Annotated in this window: 19 protein-coding genes; 12 read left to right on the forward strand and 7 right to left on the reverse strand. The window is 41.3% G+C overall.

The genetic code is table 11. The features are described from left to right. Positions 1–27 precede the first annotated feature (27 nt). Positions 28–906 (forward strand): dihydropteroate synthase, encoded by an 879-nt coding sequence (gene folP, locus NZ848_RS06535; protein ID WP_259014847.1) that lies wholly within the window; start codon positions 28–30, stop codon positions 904–906. On the opposite strand, the gene NZ848_RS06540 is transcribed toward folP, so the two are convergent. Both NZ848_RS06540 and NZ848_RS06545 read right to left on the reverse strand, forming a co-directional pair. Continuing rightward, positions 877–1,494, reverse strand: a complete 618-nt coding sequence (locus NZ848_RS06540) for a hypothetical protein (protein WP_259014848.1) — start codon at positions 1,492–1,494, stop codon at positions 877–879. The genes folP and NZ848_RS06540 overlap by 30 nt on opposite strands. Positions 1,495–1,518: 24 nt before the next feature. Further along, complete coding sequence (locus tag NZ848_RS06545; RefSeq protein ID WP_101727892.1) at positions 1,519–1,830, reverse strand: autorepressor SdpR family transcription factor; 312 nt, start codon at positions 1,828–1,830, stop codon at positions 1,519–1,521. Positions 1,831–2,147: 317 nt separating this feature from the next. On the opposite strand from NZ848_RS06545, the gene thrA reads away from it, so the two are divergent. The 3 genes from thrA to NZ848_RS06560 all read left to right on the forward strand — a co-directional run bounded on the left by thrA (position 2,148) and on the right by NZ848_RS06560 (position 6,998). Next, on the forward strand, positions 2,148–4,607 hold the full coding sequence (gene thrA, locus NZ848_RS06550; protein WP_259014849.1) for a bifunctional aspartate kinase/homoserine dehydrogenase I: 2,460 nt from the start codon (positions 2,148–2,150) through the stop codon (positions 4,605–4,607). A gap of 138 nt (positions 4,608–4,745) precedes the next feature. Beyond that, positions 4,746–6,005 (forward strand): 3-phosphoshikimate 1-carboxyvinyltransferase, encoded by a 1,260-nt coding sequence (locus tag NZ848_RS06555; RefSeq protein WP_259014850.1) that lies wholly within the window; start codon positions 4,746–4,748, stop codon positions 6,003–6,005. Positions 6,006–6,074: 69 nt separating this feature from the next. Beyond that, the gene (locus NZ848_RS06560; RefSeq protein ID WP_101727968.1) at positions 6,075–6,998 is read left to right on the forward strand and encodes an aspartate carbamoyltransferase catalytic subunit; all 924 of its coding nucleotides are present in this window, start codon (positions 6,075–6,077) and stop codon (positions 6,996–6,998) included. Positions 6,999–7,068: 70 nt separating this feature from the next. On the opposite strand, the gene NZ848_RS06565 is transcribed toward NZ848_RS06560, so the two are convergent. Next, a complete protein-coding gene (locus tag NZ848_RS06565; protein ID WP_259014851.1) occupies positions 7,069–7,473 on the reverse strand; it encodes a DUF4890 domain-containing protein in 405 nt (134 codons plus the stop codon). Positions 7,474–7,715: 242 nt separating this feature from the next. Here NZ848_RS06565 and NZ848_RS06570 point away from each other — a divergent pair, with 242 nt between their 5' ends. Next, positions 7,716–8,216 carry an NADH-quinone oxidoreductase subunit C gene (locus tag NZ848_RS06570; RefSeq protein WP_259014852.1) on the forward strand — a complete coding sequence of 167 codons (501 nt, stop codon included), beginning with the start codon at positions 7,716–7,718 and terminating at the stop codon, positions 8,214–8,216. Positions 8,217–8,241: 25 nt separating this feature from the next. Here NZ848_RS06570 and NZ848_RS06575 read toward each other — a convergent pair whose 3' ends face one another. Then, entirely contained in the window at positions 8,242–9,834 is a 1,593-nt protein-coding gene (locus NZ848_RS06575; RefSeq protein ID WP_101727887.1) for a peptide chain release factor 3, read from the reverse strand. A 106-nt stretch (positions 9,835–9,940) separates the two neighbouring features. Here NZ848_RS06575 and NZ848_RS06580 point away from each other — a divergent pair, with 106 nt between their 5' ends. The 7 genes from NZ848_RS06580 to NZ848_RS06610 all read left to right on the forward strand — a co-directional run bounded on the left by NZ848_RS06580 (position 9,941) and on the right by NZ848_RS06610 (position 17,720). Next, entirely contained in the window at positions 9,941–10,543 is a 603-nt protein-coding gene (locus tag NZ848_RS06580) for a 2OG-Fe(II) oxygenase (RefSeq protein WP_259014853.1), read from the forward strand. A gap of 93 nt (positions 10,544–10,636) precedes the next feature. Beyond that, the gene (locus NZ848_RS06585) at positions 10,637–10,810 is read left to right on the forward strand and encodes a hypothetical protein (protein ID WP_173830566.1); all 174 of its coding nucleotides are present in this window, start codon (positions 10,637–10,639) and stop codon (positions 10,808–10,810) included. A 207-nt stretch (positions 10,811–11,017) separates the two neighbouring features. Continuing rightward, positions 11,018–13,642 (forward strand): TonB-dependent receptor domain-containing protein, encoded by a 2,625-nt coding sequence (locus NZ848_RS06590; RefSeq protein WP_259014854.1) that lies wholly within the window; start codon positions 11,018–11,020, stop codon positions 13,640–13,642. Between the two features lie 312 nt (positions 13,643–13,954). Then, positions 13,955–15,034, forward strand: coding sequence for a sialidase family protein (locus NZ848_RS06595; protein WP_259014855.1), 1,080 nt, complete (start codon positions 13,955–13,957; stop codon positions 15,032–15,034). Positions 15,035–15,188: 154 nt separating this feature from the next. Beyond that, positions 15,189–15,980 (forward strand): diadenylate cyclase CdaA, encoded by a 792-nt coding sequence (gene cdaA, locus NZ848_RS06600; protein ID WP_253534705.1) that lies wholly within the window; start codon positions 15,189–15,191, stop codon positions 15,978–15,980. A gap of 81 nt (positions 15,981–16,061) precedes the next feature. Continuing rightward, positions 16,062–17,102 (forward strand): aminotransferase class V-fold PLP-dependent enzyme, encoded by a 1,041-nt coding sequence (locus NZ848_RS06605; protein ID WP_259014856.1) that lies wholly within the window; start codon positions 16,062–16,064, stop codon positions 17,100–17,102. Between the two features lie 48 nt (positions 17,103–17,150). Further along, the gene (locus NZ848_RS06610) at positions 17,151–17,720 is read left to right on the forward strand and encodes a MarC family protein (protein WP_259014857.1); all 570 of its coding nucleotides are present in this window, start codon (positions 17,151–17,153) and stop codon (positions 17,718–17,720) included. Positions 17,721–17,938: 218 nt separating this feature from the next. Here NZ848_RS06610 and NZ848_RS06615 read toward each other — a convergent pair whose 3' ends face one another. The 3 genes from NZ848_RS06615 to NZ848_RS06625 form a co-directional block, all read right to left on the reverse strand. Then, on the reverse strand, positions 17,939–18,694 hold the full coding sequence (locus NZ848_RS06615; RefSeq protein ID WP_259014858.1) for a hypothetical protein: 756 nt from the start codon (positions 18,692–18,694) through the stop codon (positions 17,939–17,941). A gap of 59 nt (positions 18,695–18,753) precedes the next feature. Further along, a complete protein-coding gene (locus NZ848_RS06620) occupies positions 18,754–19,689 on the reverse strand; it encodes a DUF4097 family beta strand repeat-containing protein (RefSeq protein WP_259014859.1) in 936 nt (311 codons plus the stop codon). 91 nt (positions 19,690–19,780) lie between these two features. Further along, entirely contained in the window at positions 19,781–22,174 is a 2,394-nt protein-coding gene (locus tag NZ848_RS06625; protein ID WP_259014860.1) for a TonB-dependent receptor domain-containing protein, read from the reverse strand. Positions 22,175–22,343: the final 169 nt, after the last annotated feature.

Here is a 22,343-nt window from a genome sequence, read left to right on the forward strand (position 1 = left end):
ACTATAAAACTTCATGGCTATAAACAAATGTCAACCTTAAAAAGCAATGCCCTGGTGTGTCTTCCGAATGGACGATTGATGGATTTAACACGTCCGTCAGTAATGGGTATTCTCAATATTACACCCGATTCTTTTTTTGAAGGAAGCCGTTATCTGGCAGCGCCACAACAGATTGTAGATGTGGCAGGGAAAATGCTGGATGAAGGCGCATCCATACTAGACATAGGCGGATACTCAACACGGCCCCATGCAGCAGATGTAAGTATTGATGAAGAAACTGAGCGAATTCTTAATGCTATAGAACCAATAGCTAGGCATTACCCCAATGCCGTTATATCTATAGACACGTTTAGAAGCGCAGTAGCCAAAGCAGCTGTAAAGGCAGGGGCATCGATAATTAACGATATAGGCGGCGGCAATTTAGACAGCCTCATGTTTGGTATAGTGGCTGAATTAGCCGTGCCTTACATACTTATGCACAGCAGGGGCAACCCGGAGACCATGAGCAGGCTGAATGATTACCACGAACTGACTGTTGATGTGCTGGGTGAACTGCAAATAAAAGTAAACAGTTTAAGAGAATCAGGAGTAAAAGATGTTATCATTGACCCGGGTTTTGGCTTTGCCAAAGGCCCCAGACAGGGTTTTGAAATGATGAAAAATCTACCTGCCTTTCAGGTGCTTGGCCTGCCAATGCTGGTGGGGGTTTCTCGCAAATCAATGATTTGGAAAACTCTGGGTATAACTGCTTCAGAAGCTTTAAACGGCACAACGGCACTGAATATGGTTGCGTTGACGAATGGTGCGAATATCCTGAGGGTACATGATGTGAAAGAAGCAATGCAGACCATCAGACTCTATGAAGAAATTTACGGGTCATCGGCTGGTAGCAATGTTTCTGATTAGACGAATAACTATGCCATAAAAAATAACAGCTCCGATAAATATCAATCCCCATGATACGAGTTTGCTTTCAGTAAAGTACAGAAAAAAAGCAGTACCTGCTATGCCCACCCAAAAAAACAAACGGGCGGTAAAACGTTGCAACTGGCGATAGTTTTTTTCTTCAAAACTCTTGGTAAACCAGTTATTACCTGCAAATGCGCTACTTGGGTGCAAATTTGACTGAAAATTACCACTGGCAAATAAAAATAATGATAAGGCCACACCGAGGTAGCGGGGAGGGATGCTTTCTCCTTCAGAATCATGCAGCACATAAAAGAAAAGAATAAAACCCAGCGCTGAAAGGTAGGAAGACCAGATTAGCCTGATGCGTTTATCGCTGCGAATCAGAAAATCGGCATTGGGTTTCTTGCTGTCAAGATACTGCATCACTAAAGGCAGGAAATAAAAGAAAAGTGCTGCCAGGCCGTATAGTACCAGAATGCGTATTTGCCCACCTAAAATGGCATAGTTCCAGCTAGCCAGCAAGTAAGCAAAAGGGGCAAGTACAATGCCAATAATGAGCATTTCGAACATCAAACTGCGTTTCATGACATTCAAAGTTTTGGTCGGCTTTTATTCAGAAATAGTGCGGGAATTAACCTGAAGACGGATTCTTGGTTTTTCGGCTGCAGCAGGTTTAAACTGAATAAACCACGCCAGAATTTCGTCCATCACAGTCATATTAAGCGAGTAATAGATAAACTGCCCTTTTTTTACGGCAGCCACAAGGTCGGCCTGTTTCAGCAAATCAAGGTGATGCGAAATGCTGGGTTTGGTCATATCAAAGCGCTCTGCAATGTCTCCTGCAGTCATGTCTCCATCTTTCAGCATCTCCAGTATCTCCCGGCGGGTGGAGTCGTTCAGCGCTTTAAATAAACTATTCATTTGGAAAAGAGAATCAGTAGTTATTGAACAAATGTTATTGATACGAAATTCTGAAAAAAAATCAGTTTTGCCAAATAATACTGCTTAAATATTTAGATAATCTTCTAAATAGCGTTTGCCTTCCGGGTCTATTCTTTGAAAAACACAATTTTGCAGCTATTTTTCTTTCTTTGGTATTTAAATCATTATATTTGCGCACACTTCATCAATAAACGCCCCATTCCTTGCCGAAGTGGGGTATTTTTTTGTTCGGCGGCAAACAGAAGCGTAATTGCTTGTGCAGATTAATGATGTAGTAATTTATCAACCAGAAGATAATGAAAGTTTTAAAGTTTGGGGGCACCTCGGTAGGCACAGTAGAAAGTATCAATCAGGTTATTCAGATTATCAAAGAGAATCTGGACGAAGGAAGTAAAATAGCTGTAGTGTATTCTGCTATGGGTGGTGTAACCAACAGGCTGATTGAGATAGGCAAGATGGCGTCGCAGTCAGACCCTGAATTTACCGAACAATTGCGTTCGGTAGAAGACAGACATTTCAATGCAGTTAAAGGGCTTATTGATATAAAGAACCAGAGCAGTGCCATTGCAAAAGTAAGAGGGCTGTTTAATGAACTGGAAGACCTGCTCAAAGGCGTGTCGCTTATAAAGGAATTATCGAACCGGACACTTGATTTAATAGTGAGTTTCGGTGAAAGGCTTTCTACTTCTATTATTACCGAGGCTTTAAAAAACAAAGGCATTGAAGCAGAGTTTTTAGATGCACGAAAGGTAATTAAAACTAATGATGCGTTTGGGCATGCTGATGTAAATTTTGAGCTGACCAATGAGCTGATTCGCAAGCATTTTGCCCAGACTAATAAACTGCAATGTATTACCGGCTTTATTGGTTCTACTATAGACGGGGTTACTACTACCCTGGGCAGAGGAGGCTCTGACTACACCGGGTCAATTTTTGGTGCTGCCCTGAACGCCAGCGTGATAGAAATCTGGACGGACGTAAACGGTATGATGACGGCAGACCCGCGCAAGGTAAAGAATGCTTTTACGATACCAACCATAACCTATGCCGAGGCCATGGAGCTTTCGCACTTTGGGGCTAAGGTTATATATCCGCCTAGTCTTACACCTGCTTTTTACAAGAATATCCCAATTAAGGTTCTTAATACTTTCAATCATAAGCACCCGGGTACGTTTATCAGCAAAACCGCCGAAACCAAAGAGTATTCTATAACAGGCATATCTTCTATTGATGACATCGCCCTCATCAATGTACAGGGTGGTGGTATGATAGGCGTGGCGGGTATATCGGCCAAGTTGTTTTCTATACTGGCCAAGAACAAAATCAGTGTAATACTGATATCGCAGGCTTCGTCTGAACATTCCATCTGTTTTGCCGTAGAGCCGAAGTCTGCCTATGGCGTAAAAGAAATTCTGGAAGAAGGATTTGCTACTGAAATAGCCCAGGGATTGTTAGATAACATAGCCATTGAGCATAACCTTTCTGTGCTTGCCGTTGTAGGCGAAGGAATGAAATCAAGCTCGGGTACATCCGGCAAGTTGTTTTCTGTTTTGGGTAAAAACGGTATTAACGTGGTGGCTACGGCTCAGGGGTCTTCTGAGCTTAACATTTCGGTTGTAATACATAAAAAAGATATTGGCAAGGCGCTTAATGCTATTCATGAAACCTTTTTTCAGGTAGATGGGCTTACGCTCAATCTGTTTGTTGTGGGTGCAACCGGGCTTATTGGCAGTACACTGATACGCCAGATTCGCGAGCAGAAAGATTACCTGAAGTCTCGCAAGAATCTGAATATCAGGCTGGTGGGTATCACCAATACCCGTAAAATGATATTGAATGAAGGAGGCATAAGCCTTGAAACCTGGAAGGAAGAATTACTGGAAAACGGAGATATAGCAAACATAGGCTCTTTTGTATCTGACGTACAGGATCTGAACATGCCCTATAGCGTGTTTGTTGATTGCACGGCCGATAAAAACATTGTTCAGTACTATTATTCGCTTTTGAGTTCAAGCGTATCAATAGTAACCCCTAATAAGGTGGCAAATTCAGGAAAGTTTGAGCAATACTTTATGCTGCAAAAAGCTGCCCAGAAACACGGCGTGAAGTTTTTGTATGAGACCAACGTTGGGGCAGGGCTACCCATTATTAACACGCTTCAGGGGCTTATAACGAGCGGAGACAAAATTCATAAAATAGAAGCCGTATTATCGGGTACATTGGCCTATATCTTCAATAATTTCAGAGTAGGCGAAAGATTTGTGGATGTAGTTAAGGAGGCCAAGGCCAAAGGCTACACAGAACCAGACCCACGTGACGACCTGAGCGGCCAGGATGTAGCCCGCAAGATTTTGATTTTATCGAGAGAATGCGGATTGAGACTGGAACCCGAAGACGTAAAAATCATCAACCTTTTGAACGATGCCTGTCTGCAAGCCAAAACAGTTGAAGACTTTTTTGTGGAATTAGAAAAAGATAATAACCGTTTTGAGCAACTTCTGGCTGAAGCCGAAGCAAAAGGCGAGGTGCTGCGCTATATTGCTACCCTGGACGAAGAAAAGGTTACCATTGAACTGAAATCGGTAGGTCGTAACCATCCGTTTTTTAATCTGGCGGGTTCAGAGAATATTGTGTCATTTACTACCGAGCGGTATAAATTTAACCCATTGGTTATTAAAGGCCCGGGTGCAGGTGCTGAGGTAACGGCATCGGGTGTATTTGCCGATATCATGAGCATCAGCAGTTATCTGGGTTAAATGTCGGTACCCATTATTGTATTTAATAGGCAGATTGAAAGCAGCCTGATTGGCAGATAATTATTTAATTGTTCAGATACCTGGCCTGGTAATTTTTTTTAACAGGCAAATTCTGACGGCATAACACTACTTAATATTTTGGAAAAAGTAATTCTTTACAAAAACGCTCAGGCATTTGATACTAAAATTCTGTTGGCTTCATCTAAATCTGAAAGCAACAGAGCCTTGATTATCAATGCACTGTCTGGTTTTAAAGGCGATTTGAAGAACCTTTCTTCGGCTCGTGATACCCAGACCATGATTCGCCTTTTGCAATCTGCTGATCCAGTTGCCGATGTGATTGATGCCGGAACAACCATGCGTTTTTTAACCGCCTATTTTACCGCAACCAACCAAAACAAAACCATGACAGGTACGCCTCGTATGTGTGAGCGCCCCATAGGTATTTTGGTTGAGGCCCTTAAAACCATTGGAGCCGATATTGAATATCTGAAAACAGAAGGGTATCCGCCTTTACAGATAAATGGCTTGTCGGCGCAGAAAAGTAGTGAAGTAACTATAAGAGGAGATGTAAGCAGCCAGTATATTTCAGCTCTCTTGATGATTGCACCCACATTACCGCAGGGGCTGACCATTCGTCTGACAGGTGAAATTGGGTCAATACCTTATATTAACATGACCCTGGCGCAGATGAAAGCTTTTGGTGTAGATGCCAAAGCCGATTGGGATGCCAAAGTGCTGACAGTTGCTTCTCAGCAATACAAGCCAACCAGCTATCAGGTAGAGTCTGACTGGTCTGGGGCCAGTTATTGGTATAGTATTGTTGCGTTATCAACCTTTGAAGACACCCGGGTAGAATTATTAGGTCTGAAAGAGAACTCATTGCAGGGCGATAGCGCTATTGTAGCTATAATGACCCAACTGGGTGTGAAAAGTACTTTTACAGCCGATGGCGTATTGTTAACAAAAATACCTGCCCAGCCTAGCCTTCAATGGGATTTTGCCAATTGCCCCGACCTGGCGCAAACCGTTGCAGTAACCTGTGTAGCCAAAGGTATTGAAGCTGTTTTTACAGGCATAGAGAGCCTTAAAATAAAAGAAACAGACCGGATTTTAGCTTTGCAGAACGAGCTTAAGAAGTTTGGAGGAAGCCTAACAGAAGTAGTAGCCAATACCGAATACAGGGTGTCTGGCTCAGGTTTTGAGTTCGGCAGCGCCCCTGTAAGCATTGCTACTTATGACGACCACCGGATGGCTATGGCTTTTGCACCGCTGGCAATGCTGACAGACGTAACCATAGAAGAACCCAATGTGGTAGTGAAATCGTACCCGAGTTTCTGGGACGATATCAAAAAAATTATTGAGATAGAACGGCAACCGGCTGCCATTGTTTCATGATTTTCATTAGCCCCTTTTGTGTATTGGGGCTTTTTTTTTAATTTTGCCAAACATACTTCTCTTATTAAGATGCAATCATTGAGTACCAAACATCTACTCGGTATAAAAGACCTTACAACAAACGATATTCAGCTTATTTTAGAAACTGCCAAAGAATTTAAGGAGGTTATTAACCGACCGATAAAAAAAGTACCTTCGCTGAGAGATGTAACAATTGCCAATGTTTTTTTTGAAAATTCTACCCGTACGCGTCTGTCATTTGAGCTGGCTGAAAAAAGGCTCTCTGCTGATGTCGTTAATTTTTCGGCTTCGGGTAGCTCTGTAAAAAAAGGAGAAACCCTGCTTGATACCGTTAATAATATTCTGGCTATGAAGGTAGACATGATTGTAATGCGCCATAGTAGCCCGGGAGCGCCTCATTATTTGTCTAAAAAAATAAAAGCCAATATTGTAAACGCTGGTGACGGTACGCATGAGCACCCGACACAGGCTTTGCTTGATTCTTTTTCTATGCAGGAAAAACTGGGAGACCTTGCCGGTAAGAAAATTGCCATTATTGGCGATATCCTGCATTCGCGCGTGGCGCTTTCGAATATTTTCTGCTTGCAGAAACTGGGTGCAGAAGTTACTATTTGCGGGCCTAACACCCTTTTGCCTAAATATATTAATGAAATTGGCGTAAGAATCTCTCATAGCGTAAAAGAAACATTACAATGGTGCGATGTGGCCAATGTTCTGAGAATACAACTGGAACGCCAGCAAATTAAGTATTTCCCTTCATTGCGTGAATATTCGCTCTATTTCGGAATCAATAAACAAATGCTCGATGAGTTGGATAAAGAAATTGTGCTAATGCACCCCGGGCCGATAAACAGGGGTGTGGAGTTATCGAGCGATGCCGCTGATTCTCATCATTCAATTATTCTCGACCAGGTAGAAAACGGCGTAGCTGTCAGAATGGCCGTACTTTATTTGTTGTCTCAGCAAAACTAGATTTTAAAAAATTACAAAAACAAAGGCATAACCGGTAAAAGTTATGCCTTTGTTTTTGTAAAGCCGGGGTTTATCTTCTTCCTCTTCTTTCCTTCCAGTTATCCCTTATTTCGGCTCTTCTTTTTTTTGCTTCTTCACGTAATTTTGTCATTTGTTCGGGTGTCAGAACACTCTCATAGCTTTTCATGGCGTCGTCGTAGTTAGACTTCATTCTTTTACGGCTGGCAAGCATTCGTTCTCTTTCTTCGTTTCTGAACTCATCCCTTTTTTTCTCCTGCTCCAGATTAATAGCCAGCATTTTCTTATATTGATCATCATTTAAGGCCAGCGATTCCTTCATGCGGTTGGTTCTCATTTCTGCGCGTTGTTCTGGTGTTTTATGAGGTCCGTCTCCACGCCCTGGTTTGTCTTGCTGGGCAAATGCTCCGGTAAGTACTCCGCCAATAAGCGTGCACACTAAAAGTATTTTTTTCATTTTTTGAATTGGTTGATTGTAAGAAAATTGTCCTTTTTACAACGTTGCAATTGTTAGAGTGAAATCATTAAAAAAGGTTTAAAAGCCATAATAAACTAATTTGATTTTCAGGATAACAGATTATGTTTTAACTTTAGGAATCAATATATATTAAACAGATGGTAAAGGTATTGACGATATATATAGGAATGTATTAATCTGTAAATAATCAGTCAGTCACGCATGCACCCAATTGGATAATTATGGATTTTGAACAAATAAAGCAGGTAATTACAGATAAGTTTGGTGAAACAATTGTACTGAAAGCTGAGAGCAATGTTCTTCAACCCAGCTTAACGGTTCCGGCTGAAAGCATTGTGGATGTCTGCACATTTATGCATGAAAACCCCAACCTGTATTTTGATTTTCTGGCCTGTATTACAGCCATTGATAACGGCCCTGCCGTTGGCACCATTGAGGTAATCTATAATCTTACCTCAATTCCGTATGAACATAATTTCGTTTTGAAGGTGGAAGTACCCAGAAATGCAGAAGGAGAGCCCTTGCCACAGGTGCCTTCAGTAGCAGGTATCTGGCGCACGGCAGACTGGCACGAACGTGAAGCCTTTGATTTGGTTGGAATTGATTTTACCGGCCACCCCGACTTGCGGAGAATACTGCTTCCGGCTGATTGGGAAGGGCACCCATTAAGAGCTGACTATCAGGAGCAGGAAGAGTACCACAGCATAAAGGTAAAATATTAATAAAAATGGTTTAGTGAGCGTATCACTAAACCATTTCTGTTTTAAATTCAGAGGTAGTATGAAACTTGATGTCCGGATTGTTCTGGATATTCATTCGTAGTATCCAGTCGGTCTCTGCCAGAAAAACCGGATTCTGGTCTTTATCATAAGCAATATAATTGCCTTTCAGGCGCACAAACTCAGCCAGCTTATCTTTATCTTCTGAGGTTATCCAGCAGGCTTTAGAATAAGGGCGGGCATCAAATCTACAGCTGGCGCCATATTCATTCAGCAGTCGGTATTGAATAACCTCAAACTGAAGCTCACCAACTGTGCCTATTATCTTACGGTTACCTGGTTGCTGGGTAAATAACTGGGCCACGCCTTCATCTGTCAGCTGCTGCACACCTTTTTCTAATTGTTTCGATTTCATAGGGTCATTGTTAATTACCTCTTTGAATATCTCTGGCGAAAAGCTTGGAATACCCGTAAATTGAAGCGCTTCTCCTTCGGTAAGCGTATCGCCAATTTTAAAAGTACCGGTATCGTATAGACCAATTACGTCTCCCGGGTAGGCATCCTCAACTACATCTTTTCTGTCGGCCAGAAAAGCAAACGGGCTTGAGAAACGCATATCTTTACTTAAGCGTACGTGTTTATAGAATTTTCCACGTTCAAACTGTCCGCTGCAAATTCTCAGGAAAGCAATTCTGTCACGGTGTCGTGGGTCAATATTGGCGTGGATTTTAAAGACAAATCCGCTGAATTTCTTTTCCTCAGGTTCCACCATACGTTTGTCTGTCATGCGGTGCACAGGCAGAGGAGACACATCACAAAAAGTATTCAGAAGTTCCATCACGCCAAAGTTGCTTACGGCACTACCAAAAAATACAGGAGCCAGGTTTCCTGCTAGGTAAGCTTCTTTATCAAATTCGCTATAAACCCCTTCTATCAGTTCTACATCTTCCCTTAGCTGGTTGGCATCTTTTTCACCAACTTTTTTGTCCAGCACCTCCGACTCCAGCTCAATCACATCAATATCGTCTTCCAGGCGTGTTTTGTTTACGGCAAAGTGGTTCATCTTTTTTTCCAGCAGGTGATACACCCCTTTAAAGTTAGAGCCACCATTAACCGGCCATGTAATAGGGCGTACACTGATATTCAGTTTTTGCTCCAGTTCATCCAGCAAATCAAAAGGGTTTTGTCCTTCGCGGTCCAGTTTATTTACAAAGATAATCACCGGCGTATTACGCATCCGGCAAACTTCCATCAACCTTTCGGTTTGTTCCTCAACGCCTTTTACGCAGTCAATTACCAGAATTACACTATCTACGGCAGTAAGCGTTCGATAGGTATCTTCAGCAAAGTCTTTGTGGCCGGGGGTATCCAGAATATTGATTTTAAGCCCTCTATATTCAAAAGTCATTACAGAAGTGGCCACCGAGATACCTCTCTGCTTCTCAATTTCCATGAAATCGGAAGTAGTAGATTTCTTGATTTTATTCGATTTTACCGCCCCTGCCGTCTGAATGGCACCTCCGAAAAGCAGCAGCTTCTCGGTCAGTGTGGTTTTCCCGGCATCGGGGTGGGCAATGATAGCGAACGTACGGCGTTTGTGTAATTCTTGAAGAAATGACATTTTTATCTAATTTTGCGAACCTGATGCTTACAGCCTTGGTCTGTAAGTGTCAAAAAAACGGCCTTTTGGCCAACCTTAAAAACGGGTGCAAAAATACGCATAAATTATGGAAGAAACATGGCAAGTTGCATTTGAATCAATAATTTCTCAGATATTAGACCGGGGCTATGGCATTTTGGACGGATTCCTGTCTGACGAAGAAATATCAGCGCTTAATGAGCGTTTTCTATTGCATTATCAGGCACAAGCGTTTAAAAAGGCTGGTATCAGTAAAAGCCATGAAGTGGTAAAGGATATAAGAGGCGATGAGATTCTGTGGCTGGAGAAAAGCAATGCCGTAGGAATAGAAACTGTATTTCTTGACCGCCTGGAACAATTTATGGGCTATGTAAATTATACCTGTTTTCTGGGGTTACGGTCTTATGAAATCCATTATGCGTCTTATCCGGTAGGTACGTTTTATAAACGGCATCTCGATAAATTCAGAAATGACTCTGGGCGAAAACTATCTTTCATTTGTTATCTGAACCAGAACTGGCAGCCTGATAATGGCGGAGAACTCGTTTTATTTTTGCCGGACGGCGACAAAACCGTTTTGCCGCTGGGTGGCAGGCTGATTGTATTTGAAAGCGATAAAATAGAACATGAAGTACTACCTGCGAACCGCGAACGCCGTAGTCTGACAGGCTGGTTACGCAGTATTGATTAATGAGAATCTTTAAATTTAGTATTGCTTTTACAAACGCGTTATATGGCTAAGCCTTTAAAGTTTTTTTATAAATTTGTACAAAATCATGAAACTATGACTTTCGAAGAATACCTGATAAGCAAAAAAATAGATAAAGATAAGTTTGCACAGGCCGAGCCTGAAAGGTTCAGAGAATGGAGTGTGCTGTTCAGCCAGATGCACCCCGAAAGTTTTACCATGCACAAGAAGTTTCTGATAAATCCCACGCGCCGCAAATACCATTTATAGTATTCTTCAGCTTTTCTTATTCAAGTCTAAAGTATCGCTTATCTACTTTTCCGGTACTTTCATCTATTGTTTTCAGGTAATGGTGTTTTTTATAAATCTTTTAATGTGAAATACGGTATTTAATGAGGGTTTGAGTGGTAATTTTGTACAAAATCAAGATTTTTTAGCCACGACAGACACCATATTTTTTAACCGTTATTTACACAAATGAAAAGAAAATTTTTACTTACAATCCTTTCATCGGCATTACTTCACACAGCTTTTGCGCAGTTTCCGGGTGGAGGAGGTTTTGGAGGAGGAGGCCGTAGTGGGGGAGGCTTCCCGGGGGGTAATCCACAGCAACAGCAAACCCCACAGAATGATGTGCCTCGTGGTTCGGCTAAAATTATTGGTATTCTGGTAGACTCTACAACCAAAAAACCTGTTGAATTTGCCTCTATTGCAGTATATGACAAAAACAATAAAGTAGTAGAAGGCTCAATGACCGATATGAACGGTGCATTTACTGTTAAGAACCTGGCTAAAGGAACTTACAAAGTGGTGGCCTCTTTTATTGGTTATAAAAATACCACATTAAACAAAGTTGATGTTCCTACCAATAAAGCAGAGGTTAATCTGGGTAACCTGGTGATGGCTACAGATACCAAAATTCTGAATGAGGTAACGGTAGTTGGGCAGGCTGCTCTTGTAGAAGATAAGGTTGACCGCCTGGTTTACAATGCCGAAAAAGACATTACCAGCCGTGGTGGAACAGCAGAAGATGTGCTAAGAAAAGTACCTATGCTTACTGTTGATATGGATGGCAACGTGCAGATGCGCGGCAGCAGCAATATCAAGGTATTGATTAATAACAAGCCGTCGAGTATTCTGGCAACGAATATTGCCGATGCCTTAAAACAGATACCGTCTGACATGATAAAATCGGTAGAGGTAATTACCTCGCCGTCTGCCAAATATGATGCAGAGGGTACGGCCGGTATTATCAATATCATAACCAAGAAAAATACCCTGCAAGGCCTTACCGGATTTGTAAATGCAGGTGCCGGTGTGCGTGGCGCCAATGCCTTTGGTAATCTTAACCTTCGTCAGAAAAAAGTAGGTACTTCGTTGAGCTTTGGTGGTAACTCAGGTTATAATACACCCAGTGACGGAAGCACTACCCGCGAAAGCTCGGTACGCGGCACAACCACAACCCTGGCACAGACTGACGCTAATAATGTGAGACGTATAAATGGTAATACGCAGTTGAGTATTGATTATGACATTAACTCAAAAAACTCAATGACATTGACTGGCCGTTTGGGTATCGGAAATTTTGATACCAGAGGGCCACAGACATCTTTACTGACGGGGTCATCAGGTGAGGTAATGCAACAGTTTACACGCTATGTGAAACAGCTACGCACCAACAACAGCCTTGATATTGATTTCAACTATACACGTACATTTAAACAGCAGGGGCATGATTTTACGTTGCTGATACAGCATGGCAGAAATACCCGTGATACTGATTTCAGAACTGACCAGGATAATAAACCATTTAATAAAAGTAACAATGATGGGCTGAATAATGAGACTACCTTTCAGGCTGATTATAACCTGCCTTTTAAAAAGAATATATTTGAGGCAGGTGCCAAGTATATTATCCGCGATGTATCTAGTGGTTATGACTTCCTGCAGTTTAACGAGCAAACCAATGATTATGTAATCATCCCGTCAAGAACCAACGACTTTAACTACGAGCAGAAAGTAAGTGCAGCCTATACTACACTTACCCTGGCTTTACCGCAAAAATGGGGCTTGAAAATGGGTGTTCGCTACGAAAATACTTCAATTAATGCCAAGTTTCAGAATTCAGACAAACCTACTACCATTGCACCTTATGATAACATAGTGCCTACGGTTACGGTGTCTAAAGATTTTCCTAAAAATCATAAGGTAAGATTCAGCTACGGTCAGCGTATTCAACGCCCGTCTCTTGAGTTCCTGAACCCTTTTGTTAACTATGCCGACCCTCTGAATATCTCTTACGGTAACCCGCTTTTGAAACCAGAGCTGAGCCATAACTTTGAAATCAACTATAATACATACTTTAAGGCTAACTCGGTTAACGTAGCTGTTTTCAGAAGATTCACCAATAATAACATAACATCAGTTCGTTCGGTTGATGAGAAAGGAGTTGTTACATCTACTTTCGACAACATTGGTAAAACCAACTTTTATGGCGCCAATATATTTTTAAATGTGCAGCCAACCAAAAGCCTTAGAATAGGTGGCGGAGCCAACTTTACATATAATCTTTTAAATGGTACCGTTGTGATTCCGGTATTACAGGCAGACAATACGTATAAGAGCAGCCTGGTGGCTATTGAAAACAAAGGATGGAACTCCAACTTCAACTTCAATGCCTCTTATACCTTTACCAAAGGCTGGGGTGCTCAGGCTTTTGGGTTCATGGGTAGCCGCCGGGTGCAATTACAGGGGTATCAGGGAGCCTTCCGTTTTTATAATATCGGGGTGAAGAAAGACTTCAAAAACAAAAAAGGAAGTTTCAATTTTGGTTTAGATAACCCGTTTGCCAAGAAGATGGTTATCAAAAGCTATGCAAGCGACCCAACCTTCGTATCCAATTCAGTACGTAATGTGTATAACCGAGGTGTGCGTTTCTCTATCAATTACTCATTCGGCAAGATGGATTTCAACGGTGGCGGTGGTTTATTCCGCAACAAGAAAAAAGTTAATAACGAAGACATCAAAGAAGGTGAAGGCGATGGCGGCGCACAAGGGCAGCAAGGTCAAGGCGGTGCCGGCGCTGGCGTACGCCCACGTTAATCACTTTCGGTTGTAATAATTAATATCCAATTTTTTCTTCCCATTTTGTGAATTTGTTACTCAGGAATAGATTCACAAAATGGGATTCTTTTTTAGAGATATCTTTATTGCTTCCGGCTTTCAGAAAATTAGTATCTTGCTTGGCTGTTCAAAAAGAGCTAAAGCTCTATCAGGATATTTTTTCGACCTGTTTACCTATCTATTGTTATGAAACTAGGCACCAACTCATTTATTTGTACTGTTCTCTTGTTGTTTTTTTATCAATCCTATGCACAAAGCACTGCTGAACCACCTGGGATAGTGATAGACTATATGGCGAAGGAGACAGGTAAGTATATTGGCTCGCCTTCGATTTGTATTTTACCTGACGGCAGCTACGTGGCATCGCATGATGAATTCGGGCCTAAATCAAAAGAGTTTGCTTCTGCCCAAACCAGAATTTTTTCTTCTAAAGATAAGGGCAAAACATGGCAGCAAATAGCTATTATTGATGGTCAGTTCTGGTCGAATCTGTTTACGCATAATGGTGCCTTGTATATTATGGGTACTAATAAGCATCATGGCAATTTCATTATTCGTAAATCGGTTGATGGTGGACACAGCTGGACAACCCCCTACAGCAAAACAACGGGTTTGTTACTGGAAGGCGAGTACCACACGGCCCCTGTGCCAGTGGTTATTCATAAGGCCAGAATCTGGCGTGCTTTGGAATACGCCACTGCCCCCACAACACGTTGGGGCAAGCGCTATAGTGCTATGATGATTTCGGCGCCTTTAAATTCAGATTTACTGAATGCAGATAACTGGAGGGCTACCAACAAGCTGCCTTATGATTCTACTTACCTGAACGGCAAATTCAATGCATGGCTTGAAGGCAATGCAGTAATTAGCAGAAATGGTGAAATGCTTGATATACTAAGAGTAGATGTGCCACAAGGTAATGCAGAAGTGGCAGCTTTTGTGAAAATTGGCAGGTATGGTAAAATGGCTGCCTTTGATAAGCAAACAGGGTTTGTACCCATGCCCGGTGCGAGTAAGAAATTTAGTATCAGATATGACAGCAACTCTGACAGGTATTGGGCATTGGTGAATACGGTGGACACACTCTATAAAAATAAAACACCTGCTTCAATTAGAAATCAATTGGCGCTTGTTAGCACTAAAGACCTGAAAAAATGGGAGATTCACCAACAATTACTGTACCATCCTGATGTAAGCAAACACGGTTTTCAGTATGTTGACTGGCAGTTTGAAAATGACGACATTATTTTTGTTTCAAGAACTGCCTATGATGATGCCGCAGGAGGCGCCAATAATTTTCATGACGCCAATTTTCTTACTTTTCATCGCATTGAAAACTTCAGAAAGGAGATTGATAAACGCTTAGAATAACTGCCGAAGTAAATATATCTGTTTATTCTGAAGCTTTTGACTGTTAATTTGTAAATAAATTTAAAAAGATTTTAATAGGAAAAGCCATATCATTAGATGTGGCTTTTTCGTTTTTTTTGTACTTTCGCAAATCACGCACAAAAAATACCAACTTATGCAAATTGGCTTTCTGGAGATAAAGTGGACAGATGTATTAGATGTTGTATTAGTAGCTTTTCTCTTATATTATATATATAACCTGGTTAGAGGTAGTGTAGCAAGTAAAGTTTTTCTAGGGTATTTGCTCATATATTTGTTCTATTTAATAGTTAAAGCAATTGGTCTGGAGCTGCTTACCCGTATAATGGAGTACTTCATGGGGGTAGGAGCGGTGGCGCTTATTGTGCTTTTTCAGCAGGAGATACGCAGATTTTTATTATTAATAGGTAAATCAACCACTTTAACCAATAACAAGTTTTTTGCCAAACTATTGGGCACCAAACTGGAGGAAGAAGAAAGTACTACTCCGCTTAAAATTATTACCGAGGCTACCAAAGCTATGTCGAGCGAGTTTACAGGTGGAATTATTGTTATTCAGAAAGATGACGATTTAAGCAAGTTTGTAGAGTCTGGCGATGTGCTTGATGCCCTTTTGTCTAAAAAATTATTGATATCAATTTTTAGTCAGTACAGTCTTCTTAACGACGGAGCAGTGGTAATCAGCCGCAACCGCATTCAGGCAGCTCATTGTATACTGCCAATTGCCAGTAGCGACGAACTGCCTACGCATTATGGTTTCAGGCACCGGGCAGCTTTGGGTATTTCGGAGGCGACTGATGCAGCCGCCATTTGTATTTCAGAAGAAAACGGCCGTATTTCTCTTGCGCTTGACGGGAATATAAAAGTTGTAACACCTGTTGAACTGGAAAGAGAACTAAGTGCCTATTTTCTTGACCAGATGCAATAAAAGGCCAGTGCGCTTTAAATGGTTTTAGCCGATACTTCCACAGTCGGTTTTTCCGGCTGTTTTCCTGTTATTTTTAAACCCATGATTACATTCTATCCGGGGCCTTCAAAGATTTACCCACAAATAGCAGGTTATCTGCAAGATGCCTTCAATGAAGGAATTTTAAGCCAGAATCACAGAAGTACTGCTTTTATGGGTTTACTTCAGGAGAGCATTGAACTTCTGAAACAAAAACTGAATATCCCTACTCATTATCACGTTTACTTTACCTCGTCAGCTACTGAGTGCTGGGAAATAGTGGCGCAGTCTTTTACTTCTAAAGGTAGTTATCATTTGTATAATGGGGCATTCGGACAGAAATGGTTTGAGTACGCGCAAAAAATTGCTGGAAGAAATGTGGCAGGGCAAAAGTTTGATGCAGAAGAAACCATACCAGTTATAACAGAGGCAACTGCCGAATTTGACGTTTTTTGTATTACTCAAAATGAAACCTCTAATGCTACTCAGGTAGATTTAAGTAATATACCGTCGCTCAATGCACTGGTGGCTTTTGATGTTACGTCGTCTATGGGTGGTGTTGCCTTAGATTGGCTAAAAGGTGATATCTGGCTGGCCTCGGTACAGAAGTGTTTGGGCTTACCGGCCGGTCTTGGGTTAATGGTATGTTCGCCCAAAGCCATCCGACAGGCAGAAATGATCGGAGAGAGGCAGCATTACAACAGCTTTTTGTTTATGCACGAGAATTTTGAGAAATACCAGACCCATTATACACCTAACGTGCTGGGTATTTATTTGCTAAACAGGGTAATGCGCCAGGTAGAAAACATTGAGTTGGTTAATAAAAAGACAGTTGCCAGAGCCAGAGATTTTTATGAGTTTATAGAAAACCAAACGGCGTTTGAGTTATTGATTAAAAATGCCCGGGTGCGCTCAGATACCGTAATTGCAATTGAAGGTAGTGCAGCCGCCATCAGGCTTTTAAAAGACAAGGCAAAAGCCGCAGGTATTACCTTAGGTAATGGTTATGGCGTCTGGAAAGAAACTACTTTCAGGATTGCCAATTTTCCGGCTATTGAGGATTGGGAGATGGAGCAACTAAAGCAAGTTTTAATTGATTTTTGAGGTAATTTTAACAGTTAAGTATTTTTAAAAACCTATATCACTCAGATAATGAACTTCAGTTTTAAAGAAATTATTTCTGTTACAATTATTCTTTTTTCAGTAATTGATATTCTGGGGTCAATACCCATAATTATTGATTTACGGAAAAAAGCGGGCGGTATACATGCTGAGCAGGCAACTGCCGTGGCCGGATTACTCATGATAATCTATTTGTTTCTGGGTATCAGCATTCTGAAACTCTTTGGGGTTGACGTGGAGTCTTTTGCAGTGGCCGGGGCATTGATTATCTTTCTGATAGGTATGGAAATGATATTGGGCCGGAATATTTTCAAGCATGAAACGTCGTCGAGTAAAGCTACTTCAATTGTGCCGCTGGCGTTTCCGATTATTGCCGGAGCCGGAACCATGACCACTATTTTATCTTTGAAGGCGGCCTATCAGCAAGAGAACATCATTGTGGGTATTGTGCTTAATCTGGTAATAGTTTATATTGTTTTAAGAAGTTCGGTCTGGATTGAAAAGAAATTAGGACAAACAGGTGCTGATATTCTGAGAAAAGTATTCGGGATGATTCTGATAGCCATTTCTATTAAGTTAGTTAAAGCCAATCTGGTTTAGAAAATATAAGGGCAAGACAAAGCCTCGCCCAATACTGATAGATTAAATTGTATGATTAAATTTGTTTTTCTAACCTAAAAAGAAGTGAACCGTGGGTTAAATAATACGTCGTTGCTTTCAAAACTGTTTTAAAATACTAAGCCGTAAACAAAAATCTATTGCCGGATGCCTTTAGCTTTTGAACAGATTCATCTGCATCAGTTTTACTGCGCTTTACTTTATTTACTTTTCTTTTGCCGTAGGTAAATATTACCATGCTCTGACTTTAATTCTACCAGATTTCCTCCACCGTTCAATTGGGTGGTTATTGTATTCTGATTGTTTTCCGTTACCGGCAGCTGAAAATCTGTAAAAACATCGTTCCATTCTGAAGTCTTGATTTTCAGGTCAGCTTTGATGGTTGGGGGTAATTCAGCCACTACTTTGCCAAAAAGGCTCGACAGATACAATCTATGGGTTTCGGTCAGATAAGCATTTACTGAGCCATGCCTGCTATATGCTTTTATGCTGCCACTTACATTCTGCAGGTAAATGTGGCCGAACTCGGTACTTGCATCAAAGTTGCCTTGCATATCTTTAACAGCCCAGCGTTGCCCGTTTTGTGGTGAGTTTTCATAAAGCATCAGGTTTAACCTCTTGGGCAGATACACGGTGTATGTTCCGTTGTAACAATTGCATACTTCCCTTATTACCAGCATTGAATCTTCCTGCAATACGTTTAATCCAAGTTGGGTATTATCTTCCAGTCCCTTTATGGGCACTCGCTTTAATCCATCAGCCTGCTTGGGTGTCGAAATTGGGTTTTCAATTTCAATCCTAATTTCATTTCCATCATAACCCTGAATATGGATATTGTTGCGATCTATTAAAATGGCGGCGTCTTTAATCGTATTTTTAGCAACAGCGGCGTATCTAACCTGCGCGAACGCAACCGGCCCTGCTATAAGGCAGAAAAGAAGTAATAGTTTTTTCATAATCAGGTTCTGGGTAATCAGGTAGCAAACCAGCAAGGCTTGCTACCCAATTGGTTGGCTTATTTTTTCTTTCTGATGTAAATATTGCCGTTGCTCGACTTTAGGTCAATAACCACACCACCACCGTTAATGGTGCCTTCAAAAGCATCAGCCTTGCTGAATGTTGAACTCACATATACGTATTGGTCTCTTTTAAAGATATCTTTTTCGTCGCAATCGCTACAATCTGCTCTGGCGGCAATTTTAGCTCTAGTGTTGCTGGTAACTTCACTTATTTCACCTTGCCCGTTTATTGTCTTAGCACCTGAACTGGCTACACTTTTGGTTTCTTTTTTGGTGGCCGAGATATCCCAGTCGGTAAACAAATCGCCATAATAGTTACGTACTTTCAGGTTAGCCTTGGCGTCAGAAGGAAGTGTTATGTCAATTGCTCCGGAAGCATTAATGGAACTGGGTGAACTTTGTGACAATTTAGAGTAAGTTACAAAAATTTTACCATAGCCGGTATGCGCTACCAAAGGGCCTGTGATATCGTTCAGATAAGCTTTAGAGTTATTGGTTTTCAGTTCAATTTCACCGGCAATATCGCTGATTACGATTTTATGCTCATTCATATTCTGGCTTTCGGTTACGCTCAAATCTAGGTTTTTAGGTACTTTAATGATCAGAATACCAGTGTAACGATTTTTAGGTATAGTAATTTTTAACAGGTTACCTTCTACTTCGGCGTTGGCACCTAAACCGGTGTTATCAACCACACCCCCGGTTACCAGTCTTAGGCCCTCAGCTTCTTTAGGTAGCTCTTTACGGTTTTCGCCTGTTTGCTCAATGGTTACCTCGTTGCCATCAACACCCTGGATACTAACAGAAGCCTGTTGAACAATTATCTGTACTTTTTTGCCCTGGCCGCTGAACGACACTTTATATGGTTTGGTTTGCCCGAAAGAATTGGCATAGGCCATGCAGATTAAAACCGCAATTATTATTTGTTTCATGATTATTTATTGGTTTAGTATGATATATTTTTCTTGAAATTTTACTGTTTTATGGTGAGCCGTTATTTTAGGATATTCTTAAGCCCTATGATTAATCGCCACTCTTTTTGTCATCATTGCTGATGCTTTTCTTAGAGCGTTGCGGTTGGCTGGTCATTTTGCCGAACTGGTATGAGAAACTCAACCTCCAGCCCTGATTATAGTATCTTGATTTAGTGGTTTGTGTAAAAGTTGGCCCCAAAAACTCACCGTTTTGTGTAAAGTAAGGTGCCAGGAAGTTGTCGAAACCTAAACCTACCGTGGCTTTTTTATTCATTATTTCTTTCTGGAACCCTACGTTGTAATAAGCAAAGCCACTTACTTTGCCTTGCAACATTACGCGTGGTGAGTTAAAGAATCCGAAGAACTGTGCTTTAAAGCCTTTTCCGAAATCATAGCTTGAATTCACATTGAAGCGGTACATCAGGTTTTCGTTCTTGGCCTGTAGGGCGGGGCTGTTCAGAATGTTGTAATACACATTTACTGCGCCGTTGGCTGTAAATTTCTTTATCTTGGTGTTTCCGCTCAGGGTTAGGCCATAAGAAGTATTCTGTGAAATGTTCTGGAATGCTAGTGTTGCTACACCTTCCTGGTCAAATGTTCTGATACGCTCAATGGCATTGTTGGTGGTACGCATGAACAATGAGGTATTGATTGACGATTCTTTGATGTACACATTATAGTTTATTTCTGCACTATGGGTTAACTCAGGTTTAAGATACGGATTACCGGTGTATGTCATCAGAGGTTCGCTGGCATTTACGTAAGGGTTCAGATACCAGAGCATCGGCCGTTGAATACGTTGCGTATAGCTTATTTTCAATTTCTGGTTTTTAGGTAAACTTCTCGACAAACTAATATTTGGAATAATGTTACCATAGTTGTTTGAGAACGGTACTTTACCAGCCAGAAACTCAGCATTGATAAACGTGTGCTCGTATCTTACACCGGCATTTATGCCCCACTTGTTTTTTGATGTACGAGAGTAGGTAAGATAAGAACTGGCCACTTGCTGTGCGTACTCAAAAACATTGGCAAGGGCAGGTACATTTTCAAAATTGGTTGAGCCATCAATTGCATTAGCCACCTGATAATCGCTTTTTACATTTCTGAAAATTGATTTAACCCCTATCTCCATGGTACTGACACTATCTAGCGGATTAGTGAAGTCGAGCTGAACCGTACCTTCATAATTAGCGCTATAGTTTGTACTTTTCTCGCGGTAATTAATTGCTTTGTTTTCGTTGGCCTGGTCTAGCTTATAAAAGCTGTCTTCGCCTTCTTTTGAGAACATGGTAAGCACATTAAATTCTCTTCTCGGTTTTTTGAAAGTCTTGGTATAGTCCAGATTCAAGGTATTGCCTTGCCAGTCATAAATCCGGTACAGATTACGGGTGAAATACTGGTTGGTTACACCTTGTGTTGAGTAATCGTTCAGGTAGTCGAAATTCATACCGTTTTTGCCGTCATACAAATTCAGGCTGGCACTCATGCGGTTCAGTGAATCAATATCCCAATCAGCAGATATAGTGCCGTATCCGTTTTCCCCATCACCTCTGAAAGTCGTTGTCTGAAACAAGGCACTTGAAACACCTTCCACATTGGTTACGCGGTTGCTTTCGTTGCCTCCCTGATTACGCCAGCGGTTAAAACCACCACGCGCCGATATACCAATTGCTTTTTGCCTGTAGTTCAACGAACCATTCATGCGGTCGTTCCAGCGTCCTACCGATAAATCGGCATTGCCATTTATACCTTGAATGCTATTCTTTTTTGTAATGATATTAATGATACCAGCTGTACCTTCTGCATCATATTTGGCCGATGGTGAGGTGATAACCTCAATCTGTTTAATGTCGTCGGCGGGTATCTGTTTCAAAACGTCTGCAATGCTGCGTGCCATCAGGTTTGAAGGCTTGTTGTTAATTAATACCTTAATGTTGGCACTTCCACGTAGTTCAACGTTTCCGTCCATGTCAACGGCTATTGATGGAATCTTCCGCAGTACGTCTCCGGCGTTGCCACCTTTAATGGTTATGTCTTTTTCTGCGTTGTACACCAGCCGGTCGGGTTTTTCTTCAAACAGTGCTTTTTGCTCAACTACTGTTACTTCCTGCAATTGCTGAGCCGATTGCCCAATTTTAATTACGCCCAGGTCCAGGTCTTCGTTTTCAGTTTTAACGTTGTTGATGATTTTGTCGCGGTACCCTACAAATGTGATTTTGACTTGATAATTGCCTTTGGTTGCTTTTGTAAGTGTAAATTTCCCTCGTTCATCGGCAGTGGTGCCTTCAATAGGGGTGTTATCTTTCAAGAGCGCCACGGTGGCAAACTCAACAGGTTTGTTAGCGGTTGAATCTAAAACAAAGCCTGTAATTTTAATTTTTTGGGCAAATAAAGACCCTGTTGCTCCTAAGAGCAATGTGCATAGTAATAGCTTTTTCATAATTTTTGTTTAAAATTTGATAGTTTATTAAGAGTAACTTCAGATTTTAAAACGTTGCAGTTTCAGGCAATTTTTTTTGAAATGAAACGGTCTTAATTCTCTGAGTCACCAACCCAAACTATCAGGGTTACCATTGTGTGAAAACCAACAAGCAAACAGTTAATACTAA

The organism is Emticicia fluvialis (assembly GCF_024793945.1).
Classification (GTDB): Bacteria; Bacteroidota; Bacteroidia; order Cytophagales; family Spirosomataceae; genus Emticicia; species Emticicia fluvialis.

Coding starts and splice junctions, on each gene's coding strand:
- NZ848_RS06615 (WP_259014858.1), bottom strand. CDS start 18,694: ATGAAAAAACTATTACTTCTTTTCTGCCTTATAGCAGGGCCGGTTGCG.
- NZ848_RS06580 (WP_259014853.1), top strand. CDS start 9,941: ATGGAAGAAACATGGCAAGTTGCATTTGAATCAATAATTTCTCAGATA.
- NZ848_RS06625 (WP_259014860.1), bottom strand. CDS start 22,174: ATGAAAAAGCTATTACTATGCACATTGCTCTTAGGAGCAACAGGGTCT.
- NZ848_RS06565 (WP_259014851.1), bottom strand. CDS start 7,473: ATGAAAAAAATACTTTTAGTGTGCACGCTTATTGGCGGAGTACTTACC.
- thrA (WP_259014849.1), top strand. CDS start 2,148: ATGAAAGTTTTAAAGTTTGGGGGCACCTCGGTAGGCACAGTAGAAAGT.
- NZ848_RS06590 (WP_259014854.1), top strand. CDS start 11,018: ATGAAAAGAAAATTTTTACTTACAATCCTTTCATCGGCATTACTTCAC.
- NZ848_RS06610 (WP_259014857.1), top strand. CDS start 17,151: ATGAACTTCAGTTTTAAAGAAATTATTTCTGTTACAATTATTCTTTTT.
- NZ848_RS06585 (WP_173830566.1), top strand. CDS start 10,637: ATGACTTTCGAAGAATACCTGATAAGCAAAAAAATAGATAAAGATAAG.
- NZ848_RS06545 (WP_101727892.1), bottom strand. CDS start 1,830: ATGAATAGTTTATTTAAAGCGCTGAACGACTCCACCCGCCGGGAGATA.
- NZ848_RS06605 (WP_259014856.1), top strand. CDS start 16,062: ATGATTACATTCTATCCGGGGCCTTCAAAGATTTACCCACAAATAGCA.
- NZ848_RS06540 (WP_259014848.1), bottom strand. CDS start 1,494: ATGAAACGCAGTTTGATGTTCGAAATGCTCATTATTGGCATTGTACTT.
- NZ848_RS06595 (WP_259014855.1), top strand. CDS start 13,955: ATGGCGAAGGAGACAGGTAAGTATATTGGCTCGCCTTCGATTTGTATT.
- NZ848_RS06620 (WP_259014859.1), bottom strand. CDS start 19,689: ATGAAACAAATAATAATTGCGGTTTTAATCTGCATGGCCTATGCCAAT.
- NZ848_RS06570 (WP_259014852.1), top strand. CDS start 7,716: ATGGATTTTGAACAAATAAAGCAGGTAATTACAGATAAGTTTGGTGAA.
- NZ848_RS06575 (WP_101727887.1), bottom strand. CDS start 9,834: ATGTCATTTCTTCAAGAATTACACAAACGCCGTACGTTCGCTATCATT.
- cdaA (WP_253534705.1), top strand. CDS start 15,189: ATGCAAATTGGCTTTCTGGAGATAAAGTGGACAGATGTATTAGATGTT.
- folP (WP_259014847.1), top strand. CDS start 28: ATGTCAACCTTAAAAAGCAATGCCCTGGTGTGTCTTCCGAATGGACGA.
- NZ848_RS06560 (WP_101727968.1), top strand. CDS start 6,075: ATGCAATCATTGAGTACCAAACATCTACTCGGTATAAAAGACCTTACA.